This is a genomic window from Shewanella sp. SG41-4 (genome assembly GCF_014164505.1).
Lineage (GTDB): Bacteria > Pseudomonadota > Gammaproteobacteria > Enterobacterales > Shewanellaceae > Shewanella.
In genome coordinates this window covers 34923-53391 of sequence record NZ_JACJFI010000002.1, presented here as the reverse complement: position 1 = coordinate 53391, position 18469 = coordinate 34923, and the positions used below count along the sequence as shown (strand labels likewise).

The following is an 18469-nucleotide window of genomic DNA, read 5'->3' as shown; positions in this document are numbered from 1 at the left end:
TTAAAAAAACTGAAAGTGCGGTTAACTAACCTGAACTCTGATTAGTTAACCGTTGAATTTAAAAGTATGTTTACTTAATAGAGTTAACTCTGCACGTTGTTGCTGAGTTAAGAGCAAAACCTAATGTTGTAAATCCTAAAGCAAAACTACTGCTAATATCTAACAAAAACAGAAAAGTTCACGTCTCCTTATTATTCAACCCTATCTCTATTTCATCGATCCAAATCCACAAATTACATCGAACAATTCGGCGTCGATACTACTTTGACGCAGGCAATGAAACCTTTGCTTGAGGCTGGCTTGTAATTCATTGATGTTTTTTTCTGCGCGCTGCATAGCAGACAGTCGACTGGCATTTTCACTGGCAAGTGATTCAGCGCAAGCTCTGAATAGACTGACAAACAGATATTCGCGCACCATTGCACGTAATGTTTGCTCCCGATCAGGCATAACTTCGGGTAAGTTATTGGTCGGCCAGTGAATGTGAGCTAGGTGATGGCGCCAGTGCTGATCCAGTGGTAAAAGTTGTTGGCTCACTGGCGTATATATTGAACCGGAATGTGGACGATGGTGAAATAGATAAACCCGGTCGATAAACCCCTGCTCTCGTTGTGATTCTATTTCAATTAAAATCTTACCGACCAGTGTAGAAATAGTACCAATGGAGTTTGGCAGTTCAAACCCCGCCTCCAGCGTCAACTTGGTCTCTGCTAGTCGCGACTGAAGGCGCTCACCCACAGCCCATAGGGTTTTATTGCCCGGTAACTTCATTAATGAATCGCTAACAAACGTTACCATTACTTCGTTGAATTGACCGACAAGCCCTTGATTCGAACCAAATACGATTACTGCAATAGCTGCTTTATCAGGCTGTGGTTTTCTTCCTATAATGCTAGAGGTTTTATGTTGTTTGAAACAGGTCGTTAACCCAAGTTGCACGGTACGATAATAATCATCTAACGAGCGAACTGCGTTTTCGTATTGGCTAATATTCGACGACGCCATGGCTTTCATGCTGCGTACTACGGATTCAAGTTCTTCCGCACTGTTGATTTGGTGACGTAGACTGGCAACCCCTTCACTCATGTTATTTCCTTAGCTTTTGGGTAGGCGTAAATGGTGCTAGTACATTGCGGACAGCCTGCAAAATCGCGTCGCGATCTTCATCAGTTAATTTTTTGGCGCTTTCTAATCGTGCAGATATCTCGTCAGGAATATCTGCAACGGCAGCGCGAACGGCCAATTCAGCTTCGTTCATGGCCTCTAAAGGGATTTCATCAAATAGATTAGCGGTTAATGCCAGTAATACTGCAATTTGTTCAATCATCGAAATAGGAGTTGACTCTGCTTGTTTCAGGCAAGCGCGAATGCGTCGACCGTGATCGATAATTTTTAGTGTGCTGTCATCTAATCGTGCGCCAAAGCTCGCAAATGTTTCCAGTTCCTCAAACTGACCATAAGCCAATTTGAGGTTTGATGCGACGGCTCGGTAAGCCGCTCGTTGCGCCTTACCGCCGACACGAGAAACCGATTTTCCGACGTCTACGGCGGGCAGTACGCCCAGTTCAAATAGCGAGGGTGAAAGATATATCTGCCCATCGGTAATTGAAATAAGATTAGTGGGAATATAGGCGGAGATATCCTGCGCTTCGGTTTCAATAATGGGTAGCGCAGTTAATGAGCCCCCTCCTAGATGTTGACTCAAGTGAGTCGCCCGCTCTAATAGTCTCGAATGGATGTAAAAGATATCGCCGGGAAAAGCTTCACGACCGGGCGGCCGACGTAATAACAGCGACAGCTCTCGATAAGCTCGTGCATGGTGAGTCAGGTCGTCGTAAACAATTAATACATCGCGGCCTTGCTGCATAAAATACTCGGCAATACTCGTCGCCGCATAAGGGGCAATATACGCGAGGCCTGGAGGATCATTACCTTCGGTCACCACGACAACTGTGTATTCAAGGGCTCCTTGTTCTCGCAGTGTCGTAATTACTTTGGCCACCCCTGAGGCGCGCTGTCCAATGGCGCAATACACGCAGAGTACGTTTTTGTCACGCTGATTGAGTATGGTATCAAGGGCAATGGCTGTTTTACCGGTTTGCCTATCACCGAGAATCAATTCGCGTTGCCCAAGACCTACGGGAATAAGCGCATCGATAACTTTGATACCAGTTTGTAAAGGCACACTAACAGGTGCCCGATCCATAATGGCAGGCGATGGACGCTCAACAGGAAGGCGTGTACTGGTAATCAGTTTACCTTTACTGTCTAAGGGCTCACCGATAGGATTGATAATACGGCCGATAAGGCCTTCTCCTACAGGTACATCGACTAAATGGCCGCAACGTTCAACTTCATCACCGGCCTGCAAATGCCAATAATCCCCTAGCAGTACTGCACCAATTTCATCTTCATCAACATTAAAGGCAATGCCAAAAATATCTCCTGGGAATTTCAACACTTCTTCAAAACCGACTCCTGGTAAACCAGACACTTTTGCTATGCCGGTGGCAATGCTGGTGATGATGCCTATTTCTCGTGGTTGCAGTTGTGGTGAAAAAGACAGTCGGGCTTGCTGCAGAATCGACAATGTCTGCTCAAATGTTGCTTGCAGCAATTTAGGTGTCGATTTCATGACTGTCTTTCTTTGTTGTTGGCTGAGTAGGGGCCGCTTGTTCAATGTTTATTGGGGGTTGCAGTAACTCGTCAACCCGCTTTGCCAGTGAGCTAAGGTATTCGTTAATACTCCACGAGATTTTTTGACCGTTGATGCTGAGCTCAATTCCACTGATTACATCAGGCTCAGTCTCGAAGCGGATTGGTAGATCATGATCTAATATTTTTTTAATGGCTACTTCAACGAGTGAGCATTGCTGCTTTGGAAGTGCAAAGGCGGTTCGCACAAGAATAGCTTGTGTAGAGACATTCATTGGCGGGGATATTGCTGATTGTAGCGTGGCCACTTCCTCATCATTTAAGCTATGCAAACGATTAATAAAAACCTCTGTCATGGCGGCTTCTAGAGTGGTGCCAGCAAGATCGCCAAGTACTTTGCGCGCTATCGAGAATATTTCATCCCGAGCCCCCCGGCTGATAGCACCTTGCAAATCGAGTTGCTCGTTTTTAAGGGCTATTTGTAATTTTCTCCGCAACTCTTCCGACTCTACCCTTACCGCTTCAAGCAAACGTGCACGCTCGGCTTTGGTTTCATCTCTTAGCTGATTCATGCGGGTGGTTTTTTGTTGTTCAAAATCGGTATTTTTCTGCTGAAATTCTTCGCACCGAAGATCGGCTTCGATCCCTTTCGCATCGGTGTCGGCGATTTGTGCTGCAATCCGTTGTTCACGGGCATCTATGGCATTAAGAATGGGCCGATATAAAAATCGCTTCAGCAACCACACGAGTACCAAAAAATTTATCACTTGCGCAAATACGGTAAACCAATCGATTAACATAGCCTATATACCCGCAGCTTGGTCGATGAAGTAATTCCAAAAAGGGTTGGCAAACAGCAGTATCATCGTTACCACAAAGCAATAAATCGCGGTTGATTCGATCATCGCTAAACCGACAAATAGTGTACGGGTAATCGTGGCGGATGCATCTGGCTGCTGTGCCAAAGAGGATAAAGCCGTTGCTACCGCTTTTCCTTCTCCTAGCGAAGGTCCAATCACGCCGATGGTGATGGTAAACCCCGCGGTGATAATCGATACCATTGCAATAATTGTTATGCTGTCCATAATCACTCCTACATCTCATTAAGGTGTTAGATCATAAGGTACAATATCATAATCCATAATTCAGAATTCATAGTTCGTAGTGCATAATTACTAGCACAAAGTACGTAGCCCATAGCTAATAGCTCTTCGTTCGTAGCTATTAGCCCATAGCTCAGGAGCTGGCATTGTATCATGTTGCTGCGTAGTGGCAGAACTATCTTGTGCTAGTTCGTGCTCAGGTCGTTGAATGCGCGTAGCCGCAGCGATGTAAACGGTTGCCAAAATAAAAAATATATAGGCCTGTACTATGCCGGTGAGTAAACCCAGCAGTGTCATTACGATTGGAAACAAAAAGGGGGCAATACTCAGTAGAATACCGATAATCATCACGCCACTCATCATGTTGCCAAACAACCGCACCGCTAAGGCCAGCGTCCGCGACACTTCACTGATAAGGTTAAATGGCAACATAATGGCAGTTGGCTTGGTGTAGGTGGCTAGGTAGCCGCGCCAGCCTTGCTTCTCAATACCAAACATCGGTACTGCTACAAATACACATAACGCCAAAGCCACAGTACTGGAAAGTGAACCCGTAGGCGGTTCGAAGCCGGGGATCACCGTACAGATGGCGGAGATGGCAATAAACAAAAATAACGAGCCGAGAAATCCAAGATATTTATGAGGATTATTCAGACCAACCTCTTCAATCTGTTGGCTGATGGTAATGACGACAACTTCCAGCAAATTTTGCCAGCGAGAACGCTGCATATCCTTAGATAATTTTCTGGTAATCAGGATTGAACCCACCACCAGTAGCAGCATCACTACCCAGGTAAATACAATCGTGGCGTTGAGCTTAACAAAGCTCATTTGCCAGAAAATTATTTGGTCAGGGCTAAGGTTCATAAGCTGTCTTCTTGTTTATCGACTATTTTGTCGACTATGAGTGTTTTTCCCAATGACGGAGTCTGCTCTTGCTGCAGGGTATATCGCGTTGCCAAGAGGCGAACTAACATAAATCCGAGTAATCCTGCCAATAGACGATGCCAGTTTTCGCCAGCAATAAAATAGAATCCAACGATCACTATGGTGGAGCGAAATAGCAGACTGAAGATAAATAACAACGCAACATGGCGAGTCGATTTTAGCTGGCTAACCGTCCACCAAAGTCCGGCGAAAAAAAACACCCCTAGCAATACACCAGCCAGTAATACCAATGCGAGCTCTACAAATATATTGTCTACAAGTAAGTTTTCCATAACCACTTTTCCATCAAGTAAATTTCTATTAAGTACTTTTTTATCAAGCGCTTTGCTATCAAGTACTTTTCCATCAACTAAATTGCCATCAACTGACTTTTCAGCAATAAGTTGCCCTAAATTGATTCACCATCATGCGTTTTTTATCATCTACTTTTCTATCAACAAATGTAGTATCAACTGACTTTTCAGCAATAAGTTGCCTGCAAAGTCAATCAAGTTCATCATCTCGATGAATTTCCTTGTCTTCTTTATCAACCCAATGCCATGCATTAAAACACCCAAGGCATAAACCAATAATCAGTAACATTAAGGTTTTTGAGTGTTCACCTGGATAGTGTTCATCCAACCAAATGCCGAGTGCGGCACCAAGCACCGTTGGGATCACCACCGACCAACCAATAAGCCCCATCATCCCAAAACCGGTCCATACTGTTTTGTTAATATGTCGTTGCGCCTTTAGTTTTCGTGTCGCCATGTCATCAACTTGCTGGCTAAACTTTTGGTTGTTGGACGTATTTTTTTCAGGCGTTAATGATTCAGAATTTAATGATTCAGAATTTGATTTTTCTGGGGTGATATCTTCCTCTGATTTATTATTCATAGTTAGGGCCTGTCATGGTGAAAGTCAGTCAGGCGGCGCATGAAATTACTTTCCATTTTGACCAGCACCGAACGCAGTTGTTGTTCTTGTTCATCGAGGTGCATAAATTCTTGTTTAACAGCTTGGTGCAAGTCGCTCAACACCAAACCACCAATCGCATTACGCACCGAAATCACTACATCAAAGCCTGTTTTAACTAGTACACCTTCATCAATAGCAACGTAGACTTCATCTGCGCCCTCACACTCATAAACCAGTAACCCAGCAGTTAATGACGCCACACAGTCAAGTCGATGTGGCAAGATACCAAACGAACCTTGAGGCGTAACAGCAACAATGCGCACCACATGTTGCAGCTGGGCAAAAACCTTATAGGGCAGCAAAATTTTAAGGTTCATGTGTGCTGATAGCATTTTACAATCCTTGTTGGTCTGTTTATTTACCCATGGCTATTGGCTGTTTATTCTCCCAGACTTAGGGGGAATGGCTTCATCAATTGAACCAATCATATACAGAGCACTCTCTGGATAGCCTTTAAATTCATCGTGCAGAATTCGTTCGCACCCATCCAGGGCATCATCAAGACTCACCAGCTTTCCGGGCATACTAGTAAACTGTTCGGTAGTAAAAAAAGGCTGGGTAAAAAACCGTTCGAGCCGACGAGCGCGCGCCACTACTTTATGGTCTGCTGGCGATAACTGTTCCATGCCTAACATGGCAATAATGTCTTTAAGTTCTGCGTATTGTGCCAATGTGTTGCGTATTTTCTGTGCCAAGTCATAGTGCCTGCGACCGATAATACTTGGTGTGGCCATTTTGGAACTGGATTGCAACGGATCAATTGCGGGATAAAGGCCTTCGCTGGCCCGTTTTCGCGATAGCACAATGGATGCCGAGAGATGCGAAAAGGTATGTACCGCAGCAGGGTCGGTAAAATCATCTGCTGGCACGTATACCGCTTGAATGGACGTAATCGCACCATTATCAGTATTGGCGATACGGTCTTCGAGTTGTGATAACTCGGTGCCTAGGGTTGGTTGATATCCTAAACGGGCTGGCATTTGTCCCATTAAACCGGACACTTCCATGCCCGCCTGAATAAAACGAAAAATATTATCAATCAGTAACAGCACATCGCGATGTTCATCGTCGCGAAAATATTCGGCCATGGTCAACGCGGCATGGCCAACACGAAAGCGCGCTCCGGGAGGTTCATTCATTTGCCCGAATACCATTACCATATTGTCCAATACGCCTGCTGTTTTCATTTCACGGTAGAGTTCTTCACCTTCTCGACAACGCTCACCAATACCGCAAAAAATACTCACCCCAGCATGTTGGCCAACCATGTTGTGGATCATCTCGGTCAGTAATACCGTTTTGCCTACACCGGCACCGCCAAATAGCCCCGCTTTGCCACCACGCTCAAGCGGCATTAATACATCGATCACTTTGATACCTGTTTCGAATACTTGGGTTTGAGTTGCCAGTTGAGCGATGGTTGGCGGTTCGTTATGTACTGAACGCCACTGAGTGCCTATGGGCGGTGCTTTATGATCAATGGCGTTACCAAAAACATCAAACATGCGTGACAAAATAGTTTTACCTACGGGGGTTAATAACGGCCCGCCGCTGTGTTCTACCAACATACCTCTTGCCAGTCCTTGTGTTGGTGTTAGTGCAATGCAGCGCACTCGATGTTCATCTAGTTGCGAAAAGACTTCGATTAAAATTTGATGCTGATGGCCGGTTGTTAACAAGGATCGAATAGGAGGGAGTTGCATAGCAAACAGGACATCCACGACACTTCCGCGTATCGCTATTACTGTACCTGAATGGGGTGGGGCATTTTTTCTATCCATCATATTCTGTCGATTATCTCCGATAACCTGATTGAAGTGCATCGAGGTTAATTGTAGGAGGCTTACTGATTTACCATCGTCGCTAAACTTTGATTAAGTGCCGTCTCCATTTATGACCGCTAGCCAATACATTGTGCTATTCGAGTGTTATTTGTTTATTAGTTATAGTACTGGCGCAGCTGTTTTTCCATCTGCTTAATGATGCTTTGTGCCAGTAAAAAATCAAATACGGACACTATTTTTAAAGGTATCGATAAGCCTAGAATAGACCAACGCATTGGCTCAACCATACTCATATCCAAGGTAAAACCGAGTAATCAATCCTGACAAAATGCGTGCAAATATTTAGCCCTTTACTTTATTAAAAACCTTTTGGCGCGCTTTGCGTTGACGCAGATCAATTCAGAGTAATAGAGCGTTTCAACCTCTGTTTAACCTTGTCTAAAAAATGAGTAATAACGGCTTGCTGGTGGTTAGTAATGAGGTTGAAATGATTTATTGAATAATCGACAAGTTAGCGATGTCAGCTGTTGTGACTTTGATTGTCATCTTTCAGATCTTGGGGCGGGAGATTATCGCATTGTTGTTGCCAATATTTACGTCAATACAAAAAGGCCAGCCTCGATGGCTGGTCTTAACATTGAGTTTATAATCGAATTAAATCGCCCAGCCACCCATATAGAAAGCGACTAAACCGAGGGTAATTAACATAACCCCAAGTCGTAGTTTACGCCACTCGCCACTGCATATGCGGCCAATAACCAAGGTAACAAATCCAAGCATAATCCCGGTAACGATATTACAGCTTAAAATGATGAATACCGCGCAGGTTAGGCCCGACATAGCATCCACTTTATCGTCAAAATCAAGTTTGGTAACGTTGCTTAGCATCAGTAATCCAACATACATAAGTGCTGGCGCAGTAGCATAAGCCGGTACCAAAAAGCTTAACGGCGCTAAGAACATCATCATCAAAAATAGTATGCCAACGATGGTCGCGGTCAGGCCAGTTTTGCCACCCGCAGCGGTTCCTGCAGCCGATTCAATATACACAGCCGCCGGGGCGCCGCCGACCACGCCTGCAAAAATACTGCTGACTGAGTCTGATGTCAGTGCTTTACCACCACCAACAATATTGTCTTTATCATCGAGAAGTTCCGCTTGCCCTGCAACCGCTCTAATTGTGCCAGTGGCATCGAAAATAGCGGTCATCACTAACGCCAACACAATAGGCAGAACCACTGGATTGAGTGCGCCCATAATGTCGAGCTGACCAATTAGCGATGTTTCAGACATCAAGTCAGGCAATGCAAATAGACCTTGATAAGTTACGCTAGGATCAAATACTAGCCCGAAAATCGATAGCCCGACGATCACCAATAATATGCCACCTGGGGTGCCTCGGCGCTCAAGCCCTATCGTCATAGCAAGGCCAATTATTGTTGCTATAACCGGTAAGCTATTAATATCACCAAGCTTTACCGGTAAACCGGCATCGTTTGAAACAATCAATTTAACGCTGTTAGTTGCGATAAGCAGTAAAAACAAACCAATACCAATACCCGTTCCGTGAGCAATACCGGTTGGCAAGTTAGTGAGCACCCATTGACGAATACCGGTGACACTCACAAGCGTAAATACGATACCCATAAGGAAAATAGCGCCAAGAGTGACAGGAATCGATATTCCCTGTCCCAGCACCATGCTAAATGCAGTAAATGCGGTGAGTGATATTGCACAGCCTATGGCCATCGGTAAATTAGCCCATAGTCCCATGAGTAACGAACCGAATGCGGCAATTAAACAAGTAGCGATAAATACTGCAGCAGGGTCAAATCCCGCAATACCTAGCATGTTTGGCACCACAATCACCGAATAAACCATAGCCAAAAACGTCGTTAAGCCAGCAATGACTTCACGTTTTAAGGTACTTCCACGAGCAGATATAGTGAAATAGCGGTCTAAAAATGAATCAGAAGTTGCAGTCGAGCTAGAGAGAGTCTGTTCAGACTTCATAGATATTATACCTTTTGATCTCTTAAATTATCAGTTAACCAATGGTCATTCATTGGCGGCACGGCTATGGCAGGTAGAGCCCCAAACGAGAAAAATTGGGTGAGAGATCCACTTGGCGCATATTGCGTTAGTGACCTGCGAGTATTGTGGTAAACAAATTTGTTATACACATGTCTGGTAAAATTTACTCTTACCAACACAGCCTTTGTCGGCGCGGAGTTTACAACAATCAACAATGGGGAAATACGAAGCAGCTAACATTTTTTACTATATCGGTAAAAAAACACCCACAAAAAAATAGGTTGTTCAGTAAACCGTACAATCAAAGTGACTCACTGCAGTGGCGACACCCTTTAGCATTTATTATCGAGGAAAACAGCAAGCTTGTTTGTTGCACAGCATATGCTGACGCCCTTACCATTATTGCTACTCGATCAATGGCAGGTATAAGGGAAGGGTGTTTGTTAGCTAAATATTTTGTTGTTAATTTGTGGATTTTAGCATTGCTTCAATCATGTGAATGTCTAAGGTTTCTTTGTTGAGTAGCTCTTCAACTAATTGATTTAGATCGTCGCGATGTTGTAATAAGATGGCAAACGTTGTTTGTTCTGCTTCTTTTATTATTCTGTAAATTTCTTGATCAATTATAGTAGCTGTTTTTTCACTAAAATCTTTTTCTTGTTGTATTTCGTAGCCCAGAAAAGGATGTTCGGAGCCGACTTTAAAATGAATCGGACCAATGGCGTCGCTCATACCCCATTGAGTCACCATCATTTTGGCAAGGTGGGTTGCTTGTTCTAAGTCATTGGATGCGCCTGAACTGATATCATCCAACACAATTTTTTCTGCTACGCGCCCACCTAGCATGACGGATAATCGTGTTTGTAAATATGATTGGGTGTAATTGTGTCGGTCTTCAACGGGGAGTTGTTCTGTTGCGCCTAATGCTCGGCCGCGAGGAATGATTGAGACTTTTCGGAGCGGATCGCTATTGGGTAAAAATAATGCTGCGATGGCGTGTCCGCTTTCATGAACGGCGGTTCTTTTTCGTTCTGACGGATTTAATAAATCTTTTCGCTCGCTTCCCATTATAATTTTGTCATGGGCTTGATTAAAGTCATCTCTTGTTACTGTGTCGGCTTTTTTTCTTGCTGCACAGAGTGCGGCTTCATTGACTAAGTTAGCGAGGTCTGCACCAGAAAATCCAACGGTCATGCTGGCTAATTCTTTGTAATCGAAATTTAACTCAATCGGTACTTTACGAGTATGTACTTTTAAAATCTTTATTCTTGCGCTTTGTTGAGGTAACTCAAACGTCACTTTTCTATCGAATCTCCCCGGTCTTAATAGTGCTGGATCTAGTACGTCAGGGCGATTTGTTGCTGCTAACACCACAACGGCTTCATCGCCTGAAAATCCGTCCATCTCGGCAAGAATTTGATTAAGTGTTTGTTCTCGTTCGTCATTGCCGCCACCTAGGCCAGTGCCTCGAACGCGGCCAACGGAGTCAATTTCATCGATAAAAATCAGGGCTGGAGCTTTATCTCTTGCTTCTTTAAACATATCTCGAACACGAGAAGCACCAACGCCAACAAACATTTCGATAAATTCTGATCCGCTAATACTAAAAAAAGGCACTCCAGCTTCATGAGCTGTGGCTTTTGCAAGCATGGTTTTCCCCGTTCCTGGTGGGCCCATTAATAAAATACCCCGTGGCATTTTTGCACCGAGCTTATTAAATTCCCCAGGTTTTTTTAAGTAATCAATGATTTCTTGAAGGTCTTGCTTAGCTCCTTCCACTCCGGCGACATCGTCGTAACCGATTTCATTGTCTTTGGTTTCAAACAGCCTAGCTTTAGACTTTGAAAAGCCCATAAAACCATCTTTTCCTACTATTTTTTGTTGTAACATTCGGCTTGAGTAAACAAAAAAAGCAATAATTAATAACCAAGGAACAATACCTAGCAAAATGGAAAGCCATTGTGGATCAGCAGAAGACTTTGCGAAAATAGTGACGTTGTTTTTTTCAAGGATAGGTAGCAAATTTGTGTCTGTGGTAGGAGGCATAACGGTATGGAATATTTTTGGTTTGTCTGAGCCTCCTACGTTATAGGTACCGTAGATTTGATCGCCTTTGAAAGAGATGGATGACACTTGATTGGCAATGACTGCTTTTTTAAAATCTGTATATGAAATTTCTGGTTTTGTTGAATCAAAAAAACTCGAAAAAATGGTATACGCAGCAAAGAACATCATTATCCACATTAGCGTGTGAGCATCAAAAGGATGCGGCGTTTGCTGTGGTGTGGATTCTGAATTATCCGTCGTGCTTTTGTTATTATTAGTAGTGTTATTAGTATCTTTTTTATTTTCTGTCATATCGCCTCTATTTTGAGTTGATTAGATCATGTAGTAAAAATTAAAATACCAATTATGTAGCCTATTAATACGGCTATTTAATTTAAACCTTTCCACTTAGTGGGTGATAGTCTTTTTTGACTATTTTTATGAAGAAAGGGAAAGGGCTCATTAGTAAATTGCTTTCAAGAAGCATAAGTACTATCTATATCATAAACCCAACACAGCAGAACAACTTGATATTAATCATGTCGAAATCAAGTAACAGATTTTATTAACTAACGATAATGAGCACAACCAGTGTTGTCTGGAAGATGCACCTTGTTGGCGCTTGTGGTAAAGCTTGCCTTATCCAGTAAGGAGTTCGCTTGGTTATAATTTAAGTCATTGAGATATATAGTGTGATATTAAAAATTTCAAAGGCATAACATCAATATACATAAGGTAACGGCATCTTATGTCGCCTTTGGAAACGCTAGTGGTACCGGATTTTGGATTGATGTTTAGGTGTAGCATAGCCATCCTAAAAGCTGATGTCATACCTTCTATTTTCGTCATAACTTTTGAATTCGTTACTCTATTAAAAAGAGCTTAGGATGATGAAATCACCCTAAGCTCTTACTTAACAACCGCCAACAACCGCTTAAACCTTCTCGCTTAAACCTTCTCGCTTAAACCTTCTCGTTTAAATTGCAGCTGTTACTTTGTTTAACCATGTTAACTCATCACCTTGCATTAATGGCGCTAAGGTTTGACGTACTTTTTGCTGATATTGATTAAACCAATTCACTTCAAAATCAGTTAATAATGATTTATCGATTAAGCGTGCATCCATTGGTATATGTGTTAATACATCAAACTCATACATTTCACGTTCTGCACCTGCCAATGCTTGGCAATGTTGCACTGTGACTAGGTTTTCGATGCGAATACCAAAACCGTCGGCGCGGTAATAACCGGGCTCATTCGACAATACCATGCCCGGCAGTAATGCCACGCCATTAACGTTTTTGCCAATGCGCTGCGGGCCTTCGTGAACACTTAAAAAGTGACCAACACCATGGCCCGTTCCGTGGTCATAATCAAAACCATGCTGCCATAAATACTGACGAGCAAATGCATCGAGTTGTACACCAGAAGTGCCTTTAGGAAAGCGAGCGGTATCAAGGGCTATGTGGCCTTTTAATACCAGTGTAACCATTTTCTTTTGCTCGTCGGTTACCTTGCCAATGGCGATGGTGCGGGTAACGTCGGTGGTGCCGTCTATGTACTGAGCACCAGAATCGACCAAGTAAATACTGTCCATGGTCATTGTGCTTGGTGTGCCATTATTATGGTTGTAATGGCACATGGCGGCATTGGCACCAGTGGCTGAAATAGTGTCAAAGCTTGGCTCGCGATATAGCGGGTCTTGCAATCTAAAGCTTTCTAACTTGTCAGCAAGTTGTGCTTCATCGTGCATAATGTTTTGTTCAACTTGGCTGTCTAACCAGGCTAAAAAACGGCTAACGGCAGCGCCATCACGAATATGACACGCTCGCATACCAGCTAATTCGGCGTTATTTTTTTGTGCTTTAGGTAATGCAACCGGGTCGGTACCCACAATCAGTTTAGCGCCACCTTTTTGTGCCAGTAACTGCGAATAGGCGTTGGCAGAATGTGGATCGGCCAATAGCTTAACGCCATTCATTTGCGCAAGTACGGTAGCCAGTTCCGCTTCATCTTTAAAGCTCACTCCGGCACCTACGTGCTGTTCAATATTTTGCGGCACTTTAGCTAAATCGGTAAAAAAGGTCATGTCGCCGTTGGTTGATAATAATCCACAGCCAAGTATGACGGGGAAGCGTGGAACGTCATTACCACGGATATTCAGTAACCAACAACATGAATCTAATGCGGCAATAAGGGCAACATCGGCGCCTTGCTTGTTAACCAGCTGACCAATTTGTTGACGTTTCTCGACGCTATTACGTCCTGCACCTTGGTGGCTAAATAAAGTCATGGTAGATGCTGATGGTGCAGGGCGGTCTAACCAACTCACATCAATCGGGTTGCTATCTACTTCAACTAAATTGATTTGGGCTTTATCAAATTGCGCTTTAGTTTGTTGATACCAAGCAAGGGTATGTAAGCGACTGTCGATGCCGACGCTAGCGCCTGCAGGTAATGTATCGATTAACCAGTCAATTTGCGGGTCGTCATACAGGCTTAAATATTCAAATAAGTTACCGTCTACTTGTTGGCGTACTTGCACTGTGTAACGGCCGTCGGTAAATATTGCTGCGCGGTCTTTTAACACTATTGCCATGCCTGCAGAACCCGTAAAGCCAGTGGCCCAATGTAAACGCTCGTTACGAGCAGGGACATACTCACCTAAATATTCGTCAGCGCGAGGAATGATGAATGCATCTATTTGGTTTACTTCAAGCTGTTGGCGAATGGCGTTAAGACGCGTAGCAATAATATTGGACATGGTTTCTCCGTTGGAGGCGACTGATGAACTCAGCTCTGTAGAATGAACTGCGATTATCGCAAGCGTGACGGCAAACTGGCAAGTGAAGTCGCTGACATAATGTGGAGCAAGGCTGATTAAAATTGTAAACTTATATTGTATACAATGGTAACAAAGCGATACAGGCGGTATCCTTGTCGGTATTGATTACCTTGTATATTTAAACAAGGTAAGACGATTTGATTTCCACAGACTCTAGATAAATAACAATAAAAATAACCAAAGGAAAACCTATGACAATCGGTGTCGGCGGCGTTAGCCCGCAACAAGCATTAGCCACACTCACTAATATGACTCACGGTGTAGCTGCGATAAGTGATGATGAATTTAATCAACGAATTCAACATGCACAACGATTGATGGCGCAACATGGTTTAGAAGCAATCTATGTGAATGCTGGTACTAATTTGTACTACTTTACTGGTACTCGTTGGTTTTCTAGCGAGCGTATGGTGGGTGCTATTATCCCCGTTGTGGGTGAGGTTCAGTATATTGCTCCAGCATTTGAACTCGACACGTTACAGGGTTATATGACCATTAAAGGTCAAGTAAATACGTGGCATGAAGATGAAAGCCCATATCAATTATTTGCCGATGTGCTGGATAACATCGGCTTGAGCCAAGCAAAAATCGGTATTGATGAGTCAACCGCCTTTTTTATTAGCGATGGCATTGCCCAAGCAGCTCCTCAGCATCGATTTGTAAGTGCGACAACAGTAACGGCAGGATGTCGGATGATTAAGTCGGTTGCCGAAATTGCCTTAATGCAACGCGCTAAAGGCATGACCCTAGAAGTGCATAAAGCCACCGCTAGTATTTTACGTGAGGGCATTACCACTTCGGAAGTGGAAGACTTTATTAACCAAGCTCACTATGCCGTGGGCGCGGCCAAAGGTTCGTACTTTTGCATCGTGCTATTTGGTGAAGATACTGCGTATCCACATGGGGTTAAATCACCTAAAGCGCTTGAGAAAAATGACACAGTATTGATTGACACCGGTTGCCAGTTACAAGGTTATAACTCTGATATTACTCGCACTTATGTATTTGGTGAGCCTAATGCTCGTCAGCGTCAATTATGGCAACTTGAGCAAGATGCACAAATTGCTGCGTTTGATGCTGCTACCTTAGGAACCCTGTGTGGTGACGTCGATGCAGCTGCTCGTATCGTGTTAGAAGCCGCAGGCTTTGGCCCAGACTATAACGTGCCAGGTTTACCTCATCGTACTGGTCATGGTATCGGTTTAGATATTCATGAATGGCCATATTTGGTGCGTAATGATGTAACACCACTGGCAGTGGGCATGTGTTTTAGTAACGAGCCAATGTTATGTGTACCTGGGGAATTTGGGATCCGTCATGAAGACCATTTTTACATGACCGCGCAAGGGCCTAAATGGTTTACAGCGCCAGCGAAGTCGATTGATGATCCGTTTTATCTAGCATGATATTTTTTTAATTATCACTGACAAATATAGTCAGCTTAACGTCGTGGCGCTTCGCCCACACCCGACCAAGAAGGGAAACACTGCTTTCCCCTCTTGGATCACCCCAGCAGCTCCGACAAAGTGTTGATCCTCATAGCATAACAAAAATCGCCTAACGGCTCAGATGGTACATCCATGTACCCCTGAGTCTGTGTCATCATCCATGATGTCACTACGGCATTTTTATCACGCTATTTCGGACACTTCGGACGGAGAATCCTTGAAGCTGCAGATTTATGAGTTTTTATTAAGTTGTTTTCGGGGAACTGGAGGATTAAGAAAAATTAGCTAAGTGGTATGAGTCAAGCAATAGCAAAAAGCCTCCGCTATGGAGGCTTTGGATTTTTGGTGTAGTTCTTAGTGTGAAAACTATGTCATCTATTATTTAATTTTTAGTTAATTTCAAATAACTCAACATCAAAAATTAGTACTGAGCCGCCGGCAATTTTACCGGTTGAGCGATTGCCGTAAGCCAATTGGCTTGGAATATAAAAACGGAATTTGTCGCCAATACTCATGAGTTGTACACCTTCGGTCCAACCGGCTATCACTTGATTTAAACCAAAGCTGATTGTTTCGCCGCGATCAACAGAGCTGTCGAATACGCTACCGTCAATGAGTGTGCCGTGGTAATGCACGGTAACTTTGCTTTTTGCGCTAGGGTGTTCGGTATTCTCACTTTTAACTAGCACTTCATATTGTAAGCCAGATAAGGTTTGGCTGACGCCTTCGCGTTTGGCATTTTCAGCTAAAAAAATCTTACCTTTCTCAATGTTTTCTTTGGCGGCTTTAGAATTGTTAGATTGAGTGAAAAAATAAAAAATAACGCCCGCAATGACCAGAACGGCTAAAATCATACGCATTTAATTAATCTCGAATTGTTGGGTAGATAGTGCGACTAGTTTAGCGTAAAAATTGCTGAGCTAATACTCATCAACACGATTGAAGCGATAATTGAACCAACAGCTTAACGGTATGCATCGAATAACGGATGCCACTGCTGATAACACATTAAGCTGACTCCAACTGAGTTGAGTACGATGCAACACCATAATATCCGTTTAAAAGACGATTTTTGGGTTTTATGACGTAAGTGATACTGGCCGAGTAGCGCTGCTGGCCAACCGCCGATTAAAGAAAAAAATTGTAAGGTACTTTCTTTTATGCGCCATTGCCCCTGCTTAGCGGCAGATTTATCACGATAATATAAACTAAAAGTGACCAGATTAATTAGGCCATATATCCCAGCTAACCAGGGCTGAATAGTGGCAAAAATAGCGCCAATGAGCAGCAACATCAACCAAGCAAACTTATTCATTTTAGTGTCTGCTCCGTGAGATTAATTTTATCATATTGATTTCGTCATACTGATGAGATTAATCAGCATTGCACACAATGGTAGTTGCATAGATTCTTCTTTTAAGTGTATATGTTTCATTAGCTTGTGCGGGAGACTAACACACGCCACAGCTTTTCTAATGGGCCTTGGTTGAATTTGCGTAAATAGACATCCGCTAACAACAGTTGAAATACACTGTAGATAATCGCAATTGAGACGTAACCTATCCTGTCTAGTGAGTACAGCCAGTCTGGTGCGATATAACGTAACAGTAAAATACCGACTATTGACTGGAGAATGTACAAACTAAACGCCATCCGGCCGACGTTTTGCAGTAGCTTCAGTCTATGTGGCGTATTTTGGCAGAATTTAACAATAATGTGGATGTAAATCAAAGCGGTCGCAATAGCGCTGAACCATAATAAAAGATCAGACATCGACTCCAACATCTGATTGCCACTTAGACTTAATATCGAATCTAATGATGCTAATGTGATTGCCCAAAATACACATTGCCACAGGGTTTTATTATCCAATCCATCAACAAAGATATTGCGTTTATATAACGCCATCCCTAAAAGCATTAAGCCTGCGATATACCACATTAACGCTAATGGGATAACCGCAAGCATATAAGCAAACATGGTTAAGTGCAGCGTCAGTTGTTGTTGGTAGCTGCCTGTCCAATCAGCAAGTTGCTCGACAAAGAATGCTGAGTCTCGTGAATAAACTTGATCGTCAGGCATGAGCGAAATAAGTGCTATGGGGATTAATGATAAAAAGATAAACCATTGAGCTTTAAGGATTAACTCATCAGCACTGAGGCTAATGTAGCGAAAAGCCAATAATCCACTGACACCATAAGACAATAATATATCGCCAGGAAAGATGAAAATAGCGTGTATTACACCAAAGACAATTAACCAATACAGACGGCGTTTTATGCGTTTATTTTGCTGCTGAGTGGTGGCTGTCTCCATTGCCATTTGCTGGCGTTGGTATTGGATTAATAATCCCACCCCAAAAAGCATCGCAAATAGGCTAAAGAAGCGACCTTCTAAGAAAAAATTGCTACAAGTGAGCAGGATAATGTCGCTGGTGAGCTGAACTTCATGAGGAGCGTAACCGAAAAAGCTATTGCCCATAAAATAGATATTAAGGAAGAAAATACCTAATACGCCAAGCCCTCTGATAGCGTCAAGATTTGCCAAACGAGTCTGTTGGGGCGCAGTGCTATTTTCATCCATGTTCGTTGCAGTATTAATTACTGAATTCCTTTTGCATTTAGCCGTTTATAAACCCTCTTTATTCAT

General features: G+C 43.2%; 17 protein-coding genes. 1 reads left to right on the top strand and 16 read right to left on the bottom strand.

Translation table 11 applies throughout. The features are described 5' to 3' along the window. Positions 1–207: 207 nt before the first annotated feature. The 13 genes from H5202_RS00550 to H5202_RS00495 form a co-directional block, all read right to left on the bottom strand. Complete coding sequence (locus H5202_RS00550; protein WP_182770023.1) at positions 208–1086, bottom strand: F0F1 ATP synthase subunit gamma; 879 nt, start codon at positions 1084–1086, stop codon at positions 208–210. Between the two features lies 1 nt (position 1087). Next, on the bottom strand, positions 1088–2635 hold the full coding sequence (locus H5202_RS00545) for an alternate F1F0 ATPase, F1 subunit alpha (protein WP_182770022.1): 1548 nt from the start codon (positions 2633–2635) through the stop codon (positions 1088–1090). After that, positions 2619–3455, bottom strand: a complete 837-nt coding sequence (locus H5202_RS00540; protein WP_182770021.1) for a F0F1 ATP synthase subunit B family protein — start codon at positions 3453–3455, stop codon at positions 2619–2621. The genes H5202_RS00545 and H5202_RS00540 overlap by 17 nt, the downstream gene beginning before the upstream one ends. Positions 3456–3458: 3 nt before the next feature. Further along, positions 3459–3740 carry a F0F1 ATP synthase subunit C gene (locus H5202_RS00535; RefSeq protein ID WP_182770020.1) on the bottom strand — a complete coding sequence of 94 codons (282 nt, stop codon included), beginning with the start codon at positions 3738–3740 and terminating at the stop codon, positions 3459–3461. A 90-nt stretch (positions 3741–3830) separates the two neighbouring features. Continuing rightward, the gene (locus H5202_RS00530) at positions 3831–4625 is read right to left on the bottom strand and encodes a F0F1 ATP synthase subunit A (RefSeq protein WP_259397147.1); all 795 of its coding nucleotides are present in this window, start codon (positions 4623–4625) and stop codon (positions 3831–3833) included. Next, positions 4622–4978 (bottom strand): ATP synthase subunit I, encoded by a 357-nt coding sequence (locus H5202_RS00525; RefSeq protein WP_182770019.1) that lies wholly within the window; start codon positions 4976–4978, stop codon positions 4622–4624. Before H5202_RS00525 ends, H5202_RS00530 begins: the two co-directional genes overlap by 4 nt. A 211-nt stretch (positions 4979–5189) precedes the next feature. Further along, positions 5190–5582: an AtpZ/AtpI family protein gene (locus H5202_RS00520; protein ID WP_182770018.1), complete on the bottom strand. Its 393-nt coding sequence runs from the start codon at positions 5580–5582 to the stop codon at positions 5190–5192. Between the two features lie 2 nt (positions 5583–5584). Continuing rightward, positions 5585–5995: a F0F1 ATP synthase subunit epsilon gene (locus tag H5202_RS00515; RefSeq protein WP_182770017.1), complete on the bottom strand. Its 411-nt coding sequence runs from the start codon at positions 5993–5995 to the stop codon at positions 5585–5587. 36 nt (positions 5996–6031) lie between these two features. Further along, entirely contained in the window at positions 6032–7447 is a 1416-nt protein-coding gene (gene atpD / locus H5202_RS00510; RefSeq protein ID WP_182770016.1) for a F0F1 ATP synthase subunit beta, read from the bottom strand. Positions 7448–7602: 155 nt separating this feature from the next. Continuing rightward, complete coding sequence (locus H5202_RS24135) at positions 7603–7734, bottom strand: hypothetical protein (RefSeq protein WP_259397146.1); 132 nt, start codon at positions 7732–7734, stop codon at positions 7603–7605. A gap of 367 nt (positions 7735–8101) precedes the next feature. After that, positions 8102–9460, bottom strand: a complete 1359-nt coding sequence (locus H5202_RS00505; RefSeq protein WP_182770015.1) for an NCS2 family permease — start codon at positions 9458–9460, stop codon at positions 8102–8104. A gap of 483 nt (positions 9461–9943) precedes the next feature. Continuing rightward, positions 9944–11839, bottom strand: coding sequence for an ATP-dependent zinc metalloprotease FtsH (gene ftsH / locus H5202_RS00500; RefSeq protein ID WP_182770014.1), 1896 nt, complete (start codon positions 11837–11839; stop codon positions 9944–9946). A gap of 664 nt (positions 11840–12503) precedes the next feature. Beyond that, positions 12504–14291: an aminopeptidase P family protein gene (locus tag H5202_RS00495; protein WP_182770013.1), complete on the bottom strand. Its 1788-nt coding sequence runs from the start codon at positions 14289–14291 to the stop codon at positions 12504–12506. Between the two features lie 272 nt (positions 14292–14563). Here H5202_RS00495 and H5202_RS00490 point away from each other — a divergent pair, with 272 nt between their 5' ends. Continuing rightward, entirely contained in the window at positions 14564–15778 is a 1215-nt protein-coding gene (locus H5202_RS00490) for a M24 family metallopeptidase (protein ID WP_182770012.1), read from the top strand. Positions 15779–16209: 431 nt separating this feature from the next. Here H5202_RS00490 and H5202_RS00485 read toward each other — a convergent pair whose 3' ends face one another. From H5202_RS00485 to H5202_RS00475, 3 genes are all read right to left on the bottom strand, one after another. Further along, the gene (locus tag H5202_RS00485; RefSeq protein WP_182770011.1) at positions 16210–16680 is read right to left on the bottom strand and encodes an FKBP-type peptidyl-prolyl cis-trans isomerase; all 471 of its coding nucleotides are present in this window, start codon (positions 16678–16680) and stop codon (positions 16210–16212) included. Between the two features lie 104 nt (positions 16681–16784). Next, positions 16785–17135 (bottom strand): DUF1294 domain-containing protein, encoded by a 351-nt coding sequence (locus H5202_RS00480; RefSeq protein WP_182770010.1) that lies wholly within the window; start codon positions 17133–17135, stop codon positions 16785–16787. Positions 17136–17254: 119 nt separating this feature from the next. Next, positions 17255–18403 (bottom strand): DUF418 domain-containing protein, encoded by a 1149-nt coding sequence (locus tag H5202_RS00475; protein ID WP_182770009.1) that lies wholly within the window; start codon positions 18401–18403, stop codon positions 17255–17257. Positions 18404–18469 lie beyond the last annotated feature (66 nt).

What these genes read in the sequence shown, in the direction of transcription:
- H5202_RS00505 (WP_182770015.1), bottom strand. Translation starts at nt 9,460, where the DNA reads ATGAAGTCTGAACAGACTCTCTCTAGCTCGACTGCAACTTCTGATTCA.
- H5202_RS00480 (WP_182770010.1), bottom strand. Translation starts at nt 17,135, where the DNA reads ATGAATAAGTTTGCTTGGTTGATGTTGCTGCTCATTGGCGCTATTTTT.
- H5202_RS00520 (WP_182770018.1), bottom strand. Translation starts at nt 5,582, where the DNA reads ATGAATAATAAATCAGAGGAAGATATCACCCCAGAAAAATCAAATTCT.
- atpD (WP_182770016.1), bottom strand. Translation starts at nt 7,447, where the DNA reads ATGATGGATAGAAAAAATGCCCCACCCCATTCAGGTACAGTAATAGCG.
- H5202_RS00540 (WP_182770021.1), bottom strand. Translation starts at nt 3,455, where the DNA reads ATGTTAATCGATTGGTTTACCGTATTTGCGCAAGTGATAAATTTTTTG.
- H5202_RS00490 (WP_182770012.1), top strand. Translation starts at nt 14,564, where the DNA reads ATGACAATCGGTGTCGGCGGCGTTAGCCCGCAACAAGCATTAGCCACA.
- H5202_RS00485 (WP_182770011.1), bottom strand. Translation starts at nt 16,680, where the DNA reads ATGCGTATGATTTTAGCCGTTCTGGTCATTGCGGGCGTTATTTTTTAT.
- H5202_RS00475 (WP_182770009.1), bottom strand. Translation starts at nt 18,403, where the DNA reads ATGGATGAAAATAGCACTGCGCCCCAACAGACTCGTTTGGCAAATCTT.
- ftsH (WP_182770014.1), bottom strand. Translation starts at nt 11,839, where the DNA reads ATGACAGAAAATAAAAAAGATACTAATAACACTACTAATAATAACAAA.
- H5202_RS24135 (WP_259397146.1), bottom strand. Translation starts at nt 7,734, where the DNA reads ATGGTTGAGCCAATGCGTTGGTCTATTCTAGGCTTATCGATACCTTTA.
- H5202_RS00530 (WP_259397147.1), bottom strand. Translation starts at nt 4,625, where the DNA reads ATGAACCTTAGCCCTGACCAAATAATTTTCTGGCAAATGAGCTTTGTT.
- H5202_RS00535 (WP_182770020.1), bottom strand. Translation starts at nt 3,740, where the DNA reads ATGGACAGCATAACAATTATTGCAATGGTATCGATTATCACCGCGGGG.
- H5202_RS00550 (WP_182770023.1), bottom strand. Translation starts at nt 1,086, where the DNA reads ATGAGTGAAGGGGTTGCCAGTCTACGTCACCAAATCAACAGTGCGGAA.
- H5202_RS00515 (WP_182770017.1), bottom strand. Translation starts at nt 5,995, where the DNA reads ATGCTATCAGCACACATGAACCTTAAAATTTTGCTGCCCTATAAGGTT.
- H5202_RS00495 (WP_182770013.1), bottom strand. Translation starts at nt 14,291, where the DNA reads ATGTCCAATATTATTGCTACGCGTCTTAACGCCATTCGCCAACAGCTT.
- H5202_RS00525 (WP_182770019.1), bottom strand. Translation starts at nt 4,978, where the DNA reads ATGGAAAACTTACTTGTAGACAATATATTTGTAGAGCTCGCATTGGTA.
- H5202_RS00545 (WP_182770022.1), bottom strand. Translation starts at nt 2,635, where the DNA reads ATGAAATCGACACCTAAATTGCTGCAAGCAACATTTGAGCAGACATTG.